Source organism: Pseudoalteromonas sp. Scap06, from assembly GCF_013394165.1.
Lineage (GTDB): Bacteria > Pseudomonadota > Gammaproteobacteria > Enterobacterales > Alteromonadaceae > Pseudoalteromonas.
On the sequence record NZ_CP041330.1, the window covers coordinates 3268264 to 3284882 of the forward strand.

Consider the following 16619-nt stretch of genomic DNA (forward strand, 5'->3'; position numbering starts at 1 on the left):
TTTTTTACTCCCAAATTACTATTAGCACCATGATACCAAAGCTTAATGAAACATTAACGTGACATTTGTAAGCAACTGTTACAAAAAAGTATAGGCAAGGTCTTGCTCGATAAAGTATAAACCCTTAGAAAGCCTCGTGGATTCGCTCTATAAATGTATTGTTACAAATTTTTACCATTATAAATCATAAAGCTAAATACTTTGAGTTAGTATTTAGCAAAGATGCTGTGCGAAACCGCATGACACACCGTACAGTAAAATCATATTAACAACTACAAAAGACAAACTATGAAATTAACCGCACTTACCTTGGCGCTTAGTATAGCGCTTGGCAGTAGCTATACTGTTGCTGCCGAAAAAAAAGAAGAAAAAGAGCCACACACATTAAGTGAAATGATTGAAGGCCAAACCGAATTTGTTGGCATTTTTAATCTTTACCAAGATAAAAAAACCGGCGACCACCTAATGGTAATTAACGAGTCACAACTCGATACTCCTTTTGTTTATTTTGCACACACCATTGACGGCGCGACTGATGCGGGCCACTTTCGTGGCGCGTACCGTGAAACAAAGTTAATCGAATTTAGAAAATACTTTGATCGTATCGATATTATTAGCAAAACCCCGCGCTACTTATTTAACGAAAATAGTGCGCTAGCTAAAGCCAGCGAGGCAAACATTAGCGAAGCAGTACTTGCAAGTATAAAAATAGAAAAGCAAGAAGAGGGTAAAATAGCCTTTAATGTTAACAAGCTATTTTTAAGTGAAGCCCTGCATAAAGTATCGCCAACACCTAATCCGAACGATAAAAATGCTAAAAAGCGTTTTAAAGTAGGTAAATTAGATGATAAAAAATCACGTATCATCAAACAGCGCCCATACCCTAACAACCTAGATCTGGTGGTTGATTATGTTTTTACTAATAGTAGCCCAACCGTTCGAGGCTCAGGTGCGATAAGCGATCCACGAAGCGTGTCAGTAAAAGTACAGCATTCATTTGTGGCTTTACCTGAAAATAGTTATCAACCTCGCCTTGATGATGCGCGCATTGGTTATTTCACCAATCAGTTTGATAAAATGACATCAACTGACTGGGCGCCATATCAAGATGTAATTAAGCGTTGGGATCTACAAAAGAAAGATCCAAGTGCTGCACTTTCAGAGCCAGTAAAGCCAATTACTTGGTGGATAGAAAATACCACGCCTATTGAGTGGCGAGATACAGTACGTGACGCTGTACTTGCTTGGAATAGCTCATTTGAAAAGGCTGGCTTCAAGAACGCACTGGAAGTAAAAGTACAACCTGATGATGCCGATTGGGATGCTGGTGACATTAACTATAATGTACTGCGTTGGACTTCATCGCCTAAGCCACCTTTTGGTGGATATGGACCAGCATTAGCTAACCCGCTAACCGGTGAAATTTTAGGCTCAGACATTATGCTTGAGTTTGTATTTATGAAAAACCGCTGGATATACGATACGCTTTATACTCAAGGCACTATGAGCCATACCCAACCAGGAAGCAACACTGAGCTTAATTGCTCTTTAGGTCATGAATTACAACAAAACCTAATACTTGCAAAAGGCTTAGCGAATGGCGCTGATATTGAAGATACTGAAATGTTACGCCAAGGCTTAACTCAGCTGGTTTTACATGAAGTAGGGCATACTTTAGGTCTTAATCACAACATGAAATCTTCTATTTTGTGGGATGAGAAAGAAGTTCACGACAAAAGTAAAACCCAAGGTATAGTAACCGGCTCAGTAATGGACTATGCGCCAGCAAATATAGCGCCAACGGGTGTGACTCAAGGCGATATTTTCCAAACTAAACCCGGTCCGTACGATGATTGGGCAATAAACTACGGCTATAGCGCAGCACTTAAAGATGAAGCAGCAGAACAAGCTCGTCTTGATAAAATACTTGCTCGCTCAAGCGAACATGCGCTTGCCTTTGGTAATGATGCCGACGATATGCGTGCACCAGGTCGCCATATAGACCCTCGCGTGATGATAGGTGACTTGTCGTCTAACCCTGCAGCTTACGGGGCAGATAGAATGGCCCTGATCAATACACTCTTTTCAGAACTTAAAGATAAAGCCACAGTAAAAGGCGAGTCTTACCAACAGCTTGTTACTTCTGCTAACAGCCTATTTGGCCAATACCGTGCACAAGCAGGCGTGGTATCTCGTCAAATTGGTGGGGTTTATGTAGAGCGTGCTGTCGTAGGTGATGAAAATGCAGCTAAGCCTTTTACACCGGTGCCACTTGAGCGCCAAACCCAAGCAATGGCTATTTTAGCTGAGTATGTGTTTGCTCCAAATGTACTGCAAAGCATGCAGCCTTTGTATAACTTTATGCAGCAGCAGCGTCGTGGGTTTAATCATTATGGTAAAAACGAAGACCCTAAACCGCATAAAATGATTTTAGGCATGCAAAAAGGTGTGTTAGCGCAACTACTGCATCCTGCTGTGTTACTACGTATTTCAGACACTGCTTTATATGGAAATGAATACAGCCTTACGCAATTTATGGAGGATTTAACTGCAAGTATCTTTGTTGATAACAAAAACGCTAATTCAATCAGTCATAACTTACAGATTGAATACGTAAATCAGCTTATTGCAATTGCAGGCTTAGAAAAAGCAAGTAAATACGATAACTTAGCGAAAACAGCCGCGCTATATCAGCTAACTCAAATAGCCGATCAAGATGTTGCATGGGGTGCAGACACCGCAACCAAAGCACATAAAAAGTATATTGATCGCTTAATTAGCAAAGCGCTAGAAGCGTAAATAACACTGACTAAACCAAGGCCACGTTTTACGTGGCCTTTTTTACACTAATTCAAAGGTAAATAGTACCTTTTAGGTATCTTACCGCATGACCCGTTAATGTCACTGTTGTACTGCCCACTTCACAATGTAACTTCCCACCCCGTTGTGAGGCCTGATAAGCACTTAAAGAGTTTTTGCCAAATTGTTCTGCCCAATAAGGGGCAAGCCCGGTATGAATTGAACCGGTCACAAAGTCTTCATCACCACCACTGGCAGGCCAAAAATAACGAGAAATAAAGTCATACTCAACACTCGGTGCTGTTGCAACCACATCTAATGGGGCTAATTTTTTTAGTTGTTCATTGGTTGTTTTCAGATCTACAACCTGCTGCTCATTATCATAAATAGCAAAATAAGCTTGGCGGTTTTTCAGCACTTTAATAGGTTGTATAGACAGGCCAGCTAATAAAGCATCAGGGATAAGCTGAACCTCTTCAGGGGCTTGTTTAGGAAAGGTCATAGCAAAGCTGCCATCGTTATTTTTATTAACAATCAGTTTGCCCACCGCCTCTGCGCTAAAGCGCACCTGCGATATACTATGTTGCTCACAAAGCACATAGGCCGCAGCCAAAGTAGCATGGCCGCAAAAATCAATTTCCATTAACGGCGAAAACCAACGTATCGCAAAGCTTCCATCAGCCAACTGACAAGTAAAAGCAGTTTCAGATACGTTATTTTCAGAAGCGATATTCAGCATAAGATCATCACTAAGCCACGACTCTAGTGGGATCACAGCGGCATAGTTACCTTTAAACAGTTCACTGCTGAACGCATCGATTTGATGGATAGTTAATTTCATAGTGGGCACTTTTTATTTATTGGTCACTCAAAGTGCCACAAATGAAATTAACGGTCACTATAATTTTATGCCAACACAGGACGTACGCGATAATACTGCATACACGCAAACTGCACCGCATTAGTCAGTAATATCATAACAAACATTAGTATATGCGAAGTACTTTGCACAGGCATAGCAAGCTCTGCAAACAAACCACAGATACCAGCTATAAATTGTAAACTAAAATAGCGAGCACTAAGGTTACTAATATTCCCTGTGCGAAGTGTTTTGTAGGTTTGTGGCATAACTCGTACTGAACTCATGATTAAGCCCACATAGGTTAAGCCATTAAGTACCACAGCGGTATCTAAGTTGGGGTTAAGTAACAACAAAAATGGCAATAACGAAAAGCTAAGCATGCCAAGCAACTGCAAATTTTGACGCTTAGCGGCATTATAGCGAGCAAAAAAGTATAAAATTAGTCCGCTTAAAAAGCCTGTCGCAAAAAACGGCAAAGCAATATAAAAGCGAGCAAAGTAAAGATTGTAGCTAATAAAGTACACACTTTGCGCTAAACCAAATGTCATCATTAACAGTGATACACCTGATACACTGCGGTTTTTTATAATTTTATTGAGTAACGGTAAAAAACTAAAAACCAAAATAAATACTGACAAAATAGGCAAATAATACGCCAAAGCAAACCTCGCTCGTTACATTGTTGTTAATGAAAAGGAAGAAATAAAACATTTTTTAAACATTTGTTTTTAAAGGCTTTATTCATGTGCGCGCATTGTAGGACTGGCTAGCTTTTATACAAGCTTCACACCAACTTTAATTTCCTCCTGTGGCAACCTGAGTATACAAAAACCGTTACTAAAACTTCACAGTCTCACCCTTTTACAATTGCAACACAAATGATAACTGTTATCATACGCATATCTACAGATTAACATGCAAGCCTAAGTAATGAGAAAAACACTGTTTAAAGTTCATAGTTGGTTGGCGCTAATTGCCATTATTCCGTTAATTGTTATTAGCATTACTGGCAGTGTTTTAGTGTTTAAAAGTGAAATTGATGGCCTACTGATGCCAGATAAACACTTTGTGGTACAGCAACAAGCTGCACGTTTGCCTATGGACTCATTAATAAATAAAGCCGAAGCAGCCTTTCCTGAATATGTAGTAGGAAGCTGGGAGCTTTTTAATAACAGCACCGCTGACCGGCTTTATTTGGTTAAGCGTGGAACTGACGATTGGTATAAGTTGCATTTAGACCAATACACAGGAGAGGTTTTATCAGAACCAGTAAGCACCACTCATTATTTTACTGACTGGTTTTTAGAGCTCCATTATACTTTTTTACTTAACGACTTAAAAAGCTTACCAGGGCAAACAGGTACCGTATTAGGCTTCTTTTTTGCTCTATTTTTATTAACTTTAGGTATTACTGGCTTAATTATTTACCGCAAATTTTGGCAGCGACTATTTAGCGTACGCTGGCGAGCAACTTTGCAGATAGTACTAAGCGACATTCATAAAATGACTGGAGTATTAGGTTCACCTATCCTTATCGTTTTAGCGATTACCGGTGGTTATTTTAATGGCGCTGTGTGGTATCACGAAGTAATAGAACACGCAGAAGAAGAGCACTACACTATTGCAAATAAATTATATAGTGACGACATTTCTTTTGAGCGCATTCTTAATGATAGTAAGCTGCAAATACCCACTTTTAACACTACTTTTTTAGTTTTCCCGCGAGAGCCTGATGAAAATATTACTCTTTATGGCGAAGTAAATACCAGTAATCCACTTACCAGTGAATACGCCAATACCATAACCTACAATAAGCAAACAGGTGAACACATGGCTAACTGGGATATTCGTGAAACCGGAGTTGGTTGGCAAGTAATTGATAGCTTTAGAAAACTACACTTTGGCTATTTTGCTGGGCTTATCAGTAAAATACTTTGGTGTATTGTTGGTCTTAGCCCTGTATGGCTGGCTGGTACAGGCTTTTATTTATGGCTTACACGCCGTAAACGTAAAAAGCAATCACACAAAAATCGCTTAAGTAAGCATCGCACTGTAAGTGCTTGATTATAAAGTCACCTCATTGTAATCTTAAAAGTCACAGTGAGGTGATTTATGAAATATCTAGTTTTTACACTTAGCTTTTTTTTAGCTGCATGCAGTAGCACTCAACCAGCAGTGCAAATTAAAAAGGTACAGCTTACACAAGTAATTAACCACTCTCTTTTCAAGCGTGTTGAAACCCCTAATGAACACAGTGTTTTTGAGCTTCCAGAACCTGAAAAAGAAAAGTTTTTAGCTTATGCACAGAAGCGCTTAAATGAGATACGTGCTGATGAAATTGTTTTTAACTACCTAGAAAACCAGCTTACCAACTTTAAGTATCACGGTGATACACTAACATCCAAACAAACTATTGAACGCTCACAAGGCAACTGTATTAGCTTAGCTATATTGACACAAAGCTACGCCACGCTTTTAGATCTTGACACCAGTTTTCAAGAAATGACCAGCGAACCTGTGTATGCCAAAGAGGGAAGTTTAGTTTACATAGCCAACCATTTTAGAACCAAAGTTTACGCACCGGAAGAAGAAACTGATGATAACTTTATTGTATTTATTCGCCCAGGCACTTTAATAGATTACTTCCCAACCCGCGGCAGCTTTTATGCTGGCAGCGCCACCTATAATGATTTACTCAATAAGTTTTACAGCAATTTAGCGGCGGAGGCATTAGCTAAAAATAAACTCAATACAGCCTACTCTCTTATTTTGAAAGCTAATTCTTTTACTCCTAACGATCCTGAACTGTTCAATATTACGGGTATATTACATCGCCGTGCAGGCGATTTAAAAAGCGCTCAACTGATTTACCAAACCGCACTAAATAGAAACGATATAAGTATAAACTTAATCAATAACTATCGGCTACTCGCAAAAGATCTTGGCAATACAGAGCTAGAAAAACAATTAACAAGCCAATTAATTAATGAAGAAAAAGACCCTTACGAGCTATTGGTTATTGCTAAAAACAATCTGCAAGAAGGAAAGGTAACTCAAGCTAAAAACCACCTTGAGTCAGCAATTGCAAAAGCCCCATATATATCAGAGCTTTACTTAGAGCTTGCAAAAATTCGTTATCAACAAGGTAAGTCTAAACAAACACAAGCCTTGCTTGAACAAGCCATTAAATATGAGCGAGACAATGAAAAGCTCAATATATACCAAGCAAAGTTAGCATCGCTTACTAAGCCAAAGTAGGTTGCTTTTGGGTAATACATATTTAAAAGTGTATTACCCATAATATTAAAGAGAGTAGTAAAAGCTTAACCACGCGCGCATTTCATCTTCAAAGCTGTCACCTTCAACACGCGACAGCCCAGCATTAAAAGTTAGGTCGTTTACGCCTGCAGGCCCCATCCCAAAGCTAAAATCACCTTGGTATTTTAAGCCATAACTTTGTGCATAAACGCTGTTGTCTAATTGATGTTGCTTGTAATAAAGCCAAGGCATGCCTTCTTTAAAGCTGATGCCACCACCATAACCTTGGTAACGCTCTGCAGTTGCACTGTAATAAGGCAGTTCAGCAGCAAGCACAAACTCGCTACTTTGTTGCTGATTAATCAGGTTAGAGCTAAACCCACCTAAAGCTAAAACACTATCGTCTCGCTGTTTTTGTTCAAAGCTCACAAACATGGGAATATTAAATGCTTTACCAAATACTTTTGTTGCCAAGTCATAACCTTGCCAATGACTATTGTGATTCCGCCCATCATAAATACTGGCATAAATACTCTGCCCTATGGCAAATGATTGGCGGTCATGTTGCCATTGCTGAGCAATACTCAACCGTGTCCAATTTTTATGGCTATTTTTATAATCTGTATAGTTATAAGCAAGCTCTGGGGTTAACTGAAGCTGGCCAAATTTCAATGGATGGCTTATTGCAACAAAACCACCTCGGGCGTCAATATCAGCGTTTAAGCTAGGTTGATATTGATGTGATGTACCCAAATTATAATCAAATAGCGCAAGCTTAAACTTTGTATTTAACGCATTGTATTTTGCTTGTACAAAGCCTCCATGTAATGCACCGTCATGCAAATCAATGTTATAACCCGCTTGTAAATCAAGTTGCTTTAATAAGTCGCTACTTTTTATACCTACGCTTAGCAAACTGGTTGACGCTGAATAATACTGTGATCCCAAGGCAAACGTCGCTTGCTGATCAAGTACTGCGTAATCGCTTTGCTCTGCTGTCTCATCGGTATATATTTTTGCCGGTGGCAGAGTATGCTTATTTACCATCAACAATGGAGCTTCACTGTTTACAGCGAGTTCCGTCACGGCTGTGCGGTCTTTTGTTGTTAGCGTTTTTACATCAGGGCCATCGGCATTAATAGAGAAATAAAGTAGTGAACCATCTTCAGTCTCAATCGGGTATGCAAGCGCTTCTTGCCCGTTAGTTAAGCGGGTGAGGGTATTATTTTTTATATGATAATTATAAATATCAGTTTTATTATTTAGGCCAGCAACAAAATAGATAGACTCCCCATTTTGACTAAAACTCGGCTGGCTTAAATATTGATACCCATTAGGCATTGGGACTGACTGCCTAGTATCACCGCTCAAACCTTGTATATACAATTGCCAATTTTCGTTTAATGACGCTGATAAATAAGCTAATTTTGTTTCATCGGGGCTTAGGGTCGGGTAATCGTACGTCGTTTTTAAGCTCTTGGTAAAAAGTGGCGTGATTGCTTGTGTATTAAGATCGACTTTTACTAATTCAGAATACCCAGCTCTTATTTGCTCACCGTAAAGTGTTTCACCATTGCGGGTAACACTAAAACGACGAATACCAGCCAGTTCAGTGAGTTGTTCGACGTTGCCAGTATCTATGTTATAGCTAAAAATGTCAGACACTTTGTTATAAGTCCCCGACTCCTCACTACTGTAGGCATTAAAATAAAGAGTGTTATTGCCTACCCACTGCGGATTGGCAATACCTGCTCGATTTATTTGATTTAATATTTGTTTTTGTTCGCGCTTAAATACACTTGGCGCAGTATCAGGAATATCCTTAGCATCATCTTCAAGTAATTGCTTTTGTGCTTTAGTAAATTGCTGTTGCGCTTTAGTGTTGTCTTCAGTGCTATAAATTATGAGCTTGGTATTACTTTTTTTATCACGCTCCACTATGGCAATTTTGCTGCCATCACCAGAAAGAGCGGGGTTGCTAGCGTATAAATCAAGCTTTAACCAAAGCTTGCTATTAAGTGGTGACTCGGTTTGCTCTTGTTGCATTGCTTTGTAAGTGAACTCAGCAATAAATCGACGATATAGCTTGGCAGCGCTTTGCCCGAATACACCAGAAAATGCGTCGTCAAAATCTCGAGGCTTAACCGCCCGCATACGAACCCATACATTATCGACCAGCTGCTCTGAGTAATTTTGCTCTAGCCAGTATAAAAAACGACTTCCCATTAAATACGCCATGGAGCCCGCCATAAAGCCTTCATCACTATTTAGTTGCCCATAGGTCGGAAGCGCTCCTTGCTGAGCAAACTCCCTGAGTATTGCCTCAGAATAGTTATCAAAGAGCCGCCCTCGCCCTGTCATTTTAGACTCAATTAAGGTGGCGTATCCTTCAGCTACCCAGCGCGGTGTGTCACCATAGGTTAAATCGTAAAGATCCCATACCCCTCTAATTTTTTGTTGCCACTCGCTGCGAGTCGGCTGCGCTAAATGAACTAAGTGAATGTACTCGTGCAGCACTAGTAATTGCTGCCAGCCCGATGAGTTTGAGATTACTGTGTCCGATTGTGGTGGCGTAGTAAAAAGCGCCATAACAGGATTATTAGAGGTTGGTAAGGCAAAGCCATTAGCTGCATTTAAAGGATCAAATACCACCACATCGACGATTTTATCAAGGGCACGGTTTTGTTGCTCAAGCACTTTTGTACGGACAATCTCCAGCTCCACCGCGGTCGATTTAGCAAAATCAGTATGTTCACTGCTAAAGTGAACATTAAAATGCTCAGTATGAATGGTTTGCCAATTGGCTGCGAAGCTTGGTGCAGCCAGTAATAAGGCTGATGCAATGAGTGACTTTTTCACAATAATCCCTTAAATAGTGCTTTTAATAATGCTTAGAGTATTATTAAAAGGGAAAAACGGGCAGTAAAAAAGTGTAATAAAGCATGTGCAAATGTGTATTTACACCTGCCTTATTATTTAACCTGAACTTTAGTTATTTTCAACAAGGGAAGTTACATCCAACTACGAGAATCTGACTCAGCCTGCATAAGTGTAAAATCTATAATGAAGTCAGCATCTTGCTGTTTTAAATATGGGACATACGCACCGCCTGCAGCAAGTTGTATATACAGGCTTTTTAAGCCAGAGCGACGCATAAAAAAAGTGCTCACACTGCGAGCGCTTTGTGCTTTGTACAGCTCAAATACTCGGTAATGCACGCCAATCATACCTTTGCGCACCACCATATAAAAACGCCCATCTTGTTGATGAAGGTAATACCCATAACGTTTATATGATAAAAACACTAACGCGGCTAATACCAAAAATAATGCTAATGAAATTAATATATTAAGTTGCATAAAGCTAACTAAAAACCCAGAAGCAACGCTCGGTAGCAAGGCATAAAACACCATATTTTTATATAGCAACGCCCTTTCTACTGCTTTGAATGCCAACTTTTTACTGTTAAACCACGGATAAATCCACTGACACACATTATCAACTTGCTCCTGCGTGAGCACAGGTAACACTAAGGTTTGTTTATTCTTTTTCGCCATATTTGCAGCACCGCCGCTGCTGGCTTGCAAACATTCCACTGTAAAGCGCTTTAATAGCCTGGCAACTAGGTTTTGCTTAATAACTATAGATTGTACTTTATCTAAACTAATTGACAGTTGATGGCGCTCTAACAGCCCTGCAATACGTTTAAATTTATTATTTTTAAAGTAAAGCTGATAGTTATAAAAGCGAATGAGCGACATAGTCACCGATAAAAACACCGCAATAAATACCAACACAATAATTAAAGTAATAACCGCAAATACCGCTGCATTAGCCATCATACCGAGCTCTTGCTGATAAAAACCCTCTATTTTTGTTATAAACTGCTGCTCTAAAAAATCGATAGCCACATTTATAAAGGGAGCAATGGCCGCAAGCGCTAAAATTGCCATGTTCGACATTAAACCAAACTTAGCTATTTCTTTATTTGAAATGAATAAACTATTTTCATTCTGATTTTCAGCATGAAGCTGCGCTGTATTAGCCTCCTCGGTTGATGGTTGCTGCTGCGCTTTATAGTCAAATACCTGTTTGCGCATTTGCTTGGCATAATCACTGGTTACTCCAGGCAATACAGCTTCTTGGGCAACACTGCCGGCAGCATCAAAAATGCAATTAACTAAGCCTACTGGAGTAAAATAAAAGGGTTCTGCTATGTTTACATTTTGCACCCGAGAAAACTTTAAGGTGAGTCGCTCTTTTTTAAATACGCCTTTATTTAGTAAAATTTCATGCTCGTCAGTAATACAAAAACGAAAACTGCGGTAATACAAAAAACAATAGACGAGCAATGAAGTCAGAGCAATCGTGAGCCCAACTTGCCCCCAAAATAGTTTATTTTCTACTTGGGTAACAAAAACCACCAACACGGGCAGTAAATTAAATAAGCCATCTTTGATAAACCGCACACTAAAATGCATCACAAAATAAGCCAGTGCCCAGGGCGACACTTTTTGCCAATTAAGTGAAGATGACGTTATTTGTGTAGCATCAACACTCACTGGCAGTAGCCTCGCTTGTGGTTTCATCGTGGCGATAGCTTTGTACAAATTGACGAATATTTTTGCACTTTTCGTGGGTCAGGCCGCTAATTTGTAAATCAGCACTCATACCACCTGCGCTGTAAAGCCGTAAACTGGCTAAACCTAGTTTTCGCTCTATTGGCCCACGATGTATTTCAATATGCTGCACTCGTGCTAACGGTAAAATTGTCACCTGCTGCCAAATAATGCCTTTTTTAAAAGCAATATCATGGGTACGCAACGCGCTGCCCTGTAATTTTATGCTGAACACGCTATATAACATACACAGTAAAATTAATAGCGGAACAGCAACCAATAAGTAACCTTGCGCCATGGCTGCAAAATCTGTATTGAAATAACAAACTGCCGCTAGCACTAGGCAAAAAGGGATAAAAAATAACAACCAATTCAACTGTGCATGCAATAATGCTTTATCGGCAAGCGGTTCAAACTCTATGCTTTGATGTTGCGGTAGGTCGGTTATTTGTTGATTCGTAAACACGCTTCGCTCCATTGGACGTATTGGCTTTAACCAAGCCACTTTATTGTTGTTACTAAAGTATGGCTTTGTTTTGGCTCAAGCGTAACCGCATCTTCAAGTACATTCGCAGCCTCTAGGCATAACATGCTTTTATAATCATCATCGGCAAAATTTGATAGCCGCTTTGATTTTTCAATCCATGGGTTCCATAACACGCACGAGCGCGAGTTTTCTCTGCTAACACTGATCATCCCTTGAGGAGTATCAATTGTTTGAACTGCTGCGGCTTGGGTATAAACCATATCGGTTTCACGGGAAAAGTCGACCACATCATGTTGCTGATGAGGCCCTTGACCAAACTCTATATATTGTGCCCCTTGCAGGCCTGTCACACGGGTATTCTTAATATCTTGTGTTGGAAAGTAAGTATGCAGCGCTTGTGAATAGCTAAATGGTACATTGCCTAAATTACAGGTGGTTAAACGCACCTCTAATTGCTCAGATAAAATAAACTCAACCCGTAAAGAAGATTGATGCGGCCAAAAGGTAGAGTCTACCTGCCTCATGGGTAATTTTAGGCTAACCGTAACTTCGTCCTCGGTTTCATGCACTTCATCAGCTTGCCATACGAGTGTGCGAGCAAAGCCATGAGCTGGGAAGTCTGTATTTTCATGTTGACCAAACCAAGGCCAGCAAATAGGAATGCCGCCGCGAATACTTTTCCCTTCGCTAAAGGTTTCATCCCCAGACACCCACAATAATGGCAATTTACCTTTGGGTGTAAACTCAGTTATTTGCCCACCTTGTAAAAATATTTTCGCCTCACATTGGCGACTATTAATACTAATAAATTCTAAACCGCTATGTGTACGCTCAATACATACTGAGGGTGATAATTGCATTTTATTTCCTTTAACACTGAGACTAATTTTTAATACTTAACCTGAGTTCAGGTTACTTGTACACAAACAATAATGCATGCTTAAAGCATAAGCTACATAGAATAGTTATTTAAATTGAGTTAGTTACTATATTCTTATGCAAAATCAACGGTAAAATTACGACTAAAGCTTTACAACTCTGCCTTTCAACCTAGGGAAGGTTCACAAATAGAATGTTATAAGCATTTAATAAAATAAAGATAATAAATGCTATTTTAATTACTGATCAAATTAATAAAAGTCAATAAAAACTAATAATAGCTGGCATAAATAACATATATCATTTGAATTCAATTTATTTGATGTGTAACATTTCATGATTACGGCAAATCATTCGCCTTCCATGAGACAAACAAATGCAAAAATATGACGAGTTACTAGTTTCTTTACGCAAGGTGATCCGTGCGATTGACTTACATTCAAAGCAACTTAATAAAACAGCGGGTTTAACAGGGCCACAACTGCTTATCATGCAGGAAGTGTCTCAAACAGATGGTATTACCGCCAGCCGTATTGCGCAAAACGTCAACTTAAGCCCAGCAACGGTTACTAATATTCTTGACCGAATAGAGAGCAAAAACTTAGTAACACGTGTACGCAGTCAAATGGATAAGCGCCGAGTCAGCTTATACCTTACCGAACAAGGTAAGGAACTACTCGAAAAAGCACCTCAGCCATTACAAGAGCATTTTATCGAAAAATTTTCAGCACTTGCTGAATGGGAACAGAGTTTACTCCTTTCATCAATGCAACGTATTGCCGCAATGATGGATGCTGATAAGCTAGACGCTTCACCACTTTTAGAAGTCGGCGCACTGTTTCAAACTCCTAAAGAATAAAACGCAGTATAAAAATAATAAAACCCCTTTTATCGCCTTAAATGACTTAGCTGATAACATGTAACTAAGCCATTTAAGCTTCATTTTATCCTGTAATTAACTTACCTTTTACCGTTTAATTTATTAAATAGAGCTGGCGTGAACATAAAAAACGTTTTTATTTATTATAAAAATATCGGCTTTAAATTGCTGGGGTTACTGTGTGTATTACTCGGCATTATTGGTGTTGCCCTACCCGTTATGCCAACCACGCCGTTTTTAATTTTAGCCTTAGCCTGTTTTGCTCGCTCATCTAGCGCGCTTGAATCTTGGCTATTAAACCACCCTCGCTTTGGCACAACATTACAACATTGGCGCGCTCATCAAGTAGTTCCTGTAAAGGCAAAATATGCTGCGGGTCTAGGTATGCTAATAGGCTTTATATTTTTATTATACAGCAGCCCTCCAGCTTGGGTTATTGCCCTAGTTGCTGTGGTTGAAGTGCTGGTTTTAACTTACTTAATTTCTAAGCCCTCAACTCCACCTAAAAACTAGGGTCTGTATAAGCAAAATAAAGTGTAAAGTTTGGTAAATAAATTTGTAACAGCTAATGCAAATCATTATCATCCGTACAAATTAATTAAATTTGCACCTTTTATGCCCTTTGTTAATAAACGCGCTTTATATAGTACGAGTCGTGCTTTACATATCTATATTTCTACCGCTTTGTTTTTTCTACTTATTTTATTTTGTGTAAGCGGCATAGTGCTAAACCACGTTGACTGGTTAAAAAACGATAAAAACAACGGCCAAATTACCGCTGCAATTCCAGCTGAACTACTTACAAAAGCACAAACACAATTAAACACCCTACCTGCTATTTACCCCCAAATAGAAGCTTACCTAGCCAAGCAGTATGGGCTGAATAAAGTAAAAAGCATTGAGTGGGAAAAGCAAGATTCACTGGTCATGCTCGACTACCCATTACCTGCAGGCTACGCCTACGCAGAGTTTGATTTTATTAGTGGCGAATTGTTACTCGATTATCAAACTGGGGGGTTTTTAAGTGTAATTGGCGACCTACATAAAGGTCGTTACAGCGGTGAAGTATGGAGCTGGGTTATTGATATATCAGCAGTGCTGATGATCCTATTTGCCATCACCGGCATGATTATTTTATTTCAAAATAGAAAAAAACGCTTAGCAGGAATATGGATAACCGCATTAGGTGTAGCAACACCTATCGTTATTTACCTGTGTTGGGTGCCACAAATAAAAGGAGTGTCTTAATGTTTAAAGTTAAACCATGGCTAAGCATCACGCTGTTAGTCGCCGCGCTATTTCAAATTAATGCTCATGCACAATCGTCAAGGTTAGAAGTTGAATTAACCCTCGCCGATTTAAACGTGCAACCTTACCACCGACCTTATGTTGCTGTATGGCTGGAAACGCCAGAGCGTAAACACGTCACAACATTAGCGCTTTGGGTACAAAAAGCGGAATGGTTTAAAGACCTACGCCAATGGTGGCGCAAAGCCGGTAAAAGTAATGCTCAGTTTGATGGTGTCAGCGGCGCAACCAAGCGTGCCGGCACATATACAATTAGTTGGGATGGCAACGATCTAAACGGTAACCCTGTAACGCCCGGTAAATACCTACTTAATATTGAAGTTGTGCGCGAAGAAGGTGGCCGTGATTACAGCCGTATTGAGCTTGATTTAACTCAATCAGAGAAAATAACTATTGAAGGTAAAAACGAATTTACAACCAGCTTTATCACTGTAAGCGCTAGGTAGCCCCTACTTATCATTCAAATTTAAAGGAAAAATAATGAACGTTAATTTATCAAAAATTGCATTAATAGGCGCACTGAGTTTATCGGCGCTAGTCTCAACAGCGGCAAGCGCACATGCCCGTTGGTTACTACCTTCGCACACTTCGCTTTCTGGCGATAAAGCGCATTACGTTATGATTGATGCGAGTATTTCTAACGAAATGTTTGCACCAGATAAAGCCTTTAAGCCAAAAGAAAAAGGCGCAGAGTACGACGACACATTATTAATGGCACTTGCACCAAACGGCGAGAAAGTATCTGAAACCATTCGTGCTTATTACTTAAAGCGCAAGAGCTCAGCAGCAGTAAGCCTCAAAGAAGAAGGCACTTACCACATTGCTATGACGCAAAAGCCAATGTACATGACCTTCTATAAGGACGAAGAGGGTAAACGCAAACGTGTATTTGGTAAAAAAACAGATGCTAAATTACCTAGCAACGCTCAAGGCGTGCGCACCACTAAAGTTATTTCAACAGTAGATACCTTTGTAAGCCGCAACGGTACATCTAAGCCAGCCCTGTTAGGTTTAGGCTTAGAGCTAAGTGGCCCTACACACCCAAATGACTTATTTGTTGGTGAGCAAGCACGTTTTCAATTACTACAAGACGGAAAACCAGCTGGCGAAGGCATTGAAGTTAATATTTTAAGAGGCGATACTCGCTACCGTAACGAACGTGGCGAAGTAAAAGTAACCACCGATAAAAACGGCTTTTTTACAACAACATGGAACGCACCGGGTATCTATTTAATAGAAACCGCAACCGAAGTTGATGTGAAGGAAAAAGGCGTAGATTCGGGTCGTTATGCTTTATTTACAACGCTTGAAGTAGCCCCTGAGTAATTATTTAGGCACTTATTTAAACGTATTTTTAAGCCAAGTTTTTAACTTGGCTTTTTTCTGCCTATCACTTTTTTGCAATCTATCTTTTACTTTTATTGATTTCGTCACCATTCGCTACAAGATTACAACAGTAACGATCTAATCGTCTATAACGTACGTAAACAGTGGCCTTACTTATTAAAAACGTGAATAACATAGATG

14 protein-coding genes are annotated in these 16619 nt (G+C 39.6%); 8 read left to right on the top strand and 6 right to left on the bottom strand.

What is annotated here, in order from left to right; translation table 11 throughout:
- Positions 1-288: 288 nt before the first annotated feature.
- Entirely contained in the window at positions 289-2799 is a 2511-nt protein-coding gene (locus FLM47_RS15155) for a zinc-dependent metalloprotease (RefSeq protein ID WP_138608649.1), read from the top strand.
- A gap of 52 nt (positions 2800-2851) precedes the next feature.
- Here the strand turns inward: FLM47_RS15155 and FLM47_RS15160 are convergent, their stop codons facing one another.
- Entirely contained in the window at positions 2852-3640 is a 789-nt protein-coding gene (locus FLM47_RS15160; protein WP_178956777.1) for a PhzF family phenazine biosynthesis protein, read from the bottom strand.
- Between the two features lie 65 nt (positions 3641-3705).
- Entirely contained in the window at positions 3706-4320 is a 615-nt protein-coding gene (locus tag FLM47_RS15165) for a PQ-loop domain-containing transporter (protein ID WP_138608645.1), read from the bottom strand.
- Positions 4321-4591: 271 nt separating this feature from the next.
- On the opposite strand from FLM47_RS15165, the gene FLM47_RS15170 reads away from it, so the two are divergent.
- Complete coding sequence (locus tag FLM47_RS15170) at positions 4592-5725, top strand: PepSY domain-containing protein (protein ID WP_178956778.1); 1134 nt, start codon at positions 4592-4594, stop codon at positions 5723-5725.
- A 48-nt stretch (positions 5726-5773) separates the two neighbouring features.
- Positions 5774-6919, top strand: coding sequence for a lipopolysaccharide assembly protein LapB (locus FLM47_RS15175; RefSeq protein WP_138608640.1), 1146 nt, complete (start codon positions 5774-5776; stop codon positions 6917-6919).
- A 45-nt stretch (positions 6920-6964) separates the two neighbouring features.
- Here the strand turns inward: FLM47_RS15175 and FLM47_RS15180 are convergent, their stop codons facing one another.
- The 4 genes from FLM47_RS15180 to FLM47_RS15195 form a co-directional block, all read right to left on the bottom strand.
- A complete protein-coding gene (locus FLM47_RS15180; protein WP_138608639.1) occupies positions 6965-9778 on the bottom strand; it encodes a PD40 domain-containing protein in 2814 nt (937 codons plus the stop codon).
- A gap of 152 nt (positions 9779-9930) precedes the next feature.
- Positions 9931-11508, bottom strand: a complete 1578-nt coding sequence (locus FLM47_RS15185; RefSeq protein ID WP_218651574.1) for a PH domain-containing protein — start codon at positions 11506-11508, stop codon at positions 9931-9933.
- A complete protein-coding gene (locus FLM47_RS15190) occupies positions 11471-12016 on the bottom strand; it encodes a PH domain-containing protein (RefSeq protein WP_178956875.1) in 546 nt (181 codons plus the stop codon). The genes FLM47_RS15185 and FLM47_RS15190 overlap by 38 nt, the downstream gene beginning before the upstream one ends.
- Before the next feature lie 14 nt (positions 12017-12030).
- Positions 12031-12885, bottom strand: a complete 855-nt coding sequence (locus tag FLM47_RS15195) for a D-hexose-6-phosphate mutarotase (protein ID WP_178956779.1) — start codon at positions 12883-12885, stop codon at positions 12031-12033.
- Positions 12886-13280: 395 nt separating this feature from the next.
- On the opposite strand from FLM47_RS15195, the gene FLM47_RS15200 reads away from it, so the two are divergent.
- From FLM47_RS15200 to FLM47_RS15220, 5 genes are all read left to right on the top strand, one after another.
- Positions 13281-13763 carry a MarR family winged helix-turn-helix transcriptional regulator gene (locus FLM47_RS15200; protein WP_008112832.1) on the top strand — a complete coding sequence of 161 codons (483 nt, stop codon included), beginning with the start codon at positions 13281-13283 and terminating at the stop codon, positions 13761-13763.
- Positions 13764-13901: 138 nt separating this feature from the next.
- On the top strand, positions 13902-14297 hold the full coding sequence (locus FLM47_RS15205) for a YbaN family protein (protein ID WP_138608635.1): 396 nt from the start codon (positions 13902-13904) through the stop codon (positions 14295-14297).
- A gap of 102 nt (positions 14298-14399) precedes the next feature.
- A complete protein-coding gene (locus tag FLM47_RS15210; protein WP_178956876.1) occupies positions 14400-15032 on the top strand; it encodes a PepSY-associated TM helix domain-containing protein in 633 nt (210 codons plus the stop codon).
- Complete coding sequence (locus tag FLM47_RS15215) at positions 15032-15538, top strand: DUF2271 domain-containing protein (RefSeq protein WP_138608633.1); 507 nt, start codon at positions 15032-15034, stop codon at positions 15536-15538. The genes FLM47_RS15210 and FLM47_RS15215 overlap by 1 nt, the downstream gene beginning before the upstream one ends.
- 34 nt (positions 15539-15572) lie before the next feature.
- Positions 15573-16418: a DUF4198 domain-containing protein gene (locus FLM47_RS15220; protein WP_178956780.1), complete on the top strand. Its 846-nt coding sequence runs from the start codon at positions 15573-15575 to the stop codon at positions 16416-16418.
- Positions 16419-16619: the final 201 nt, after the last annotated feature.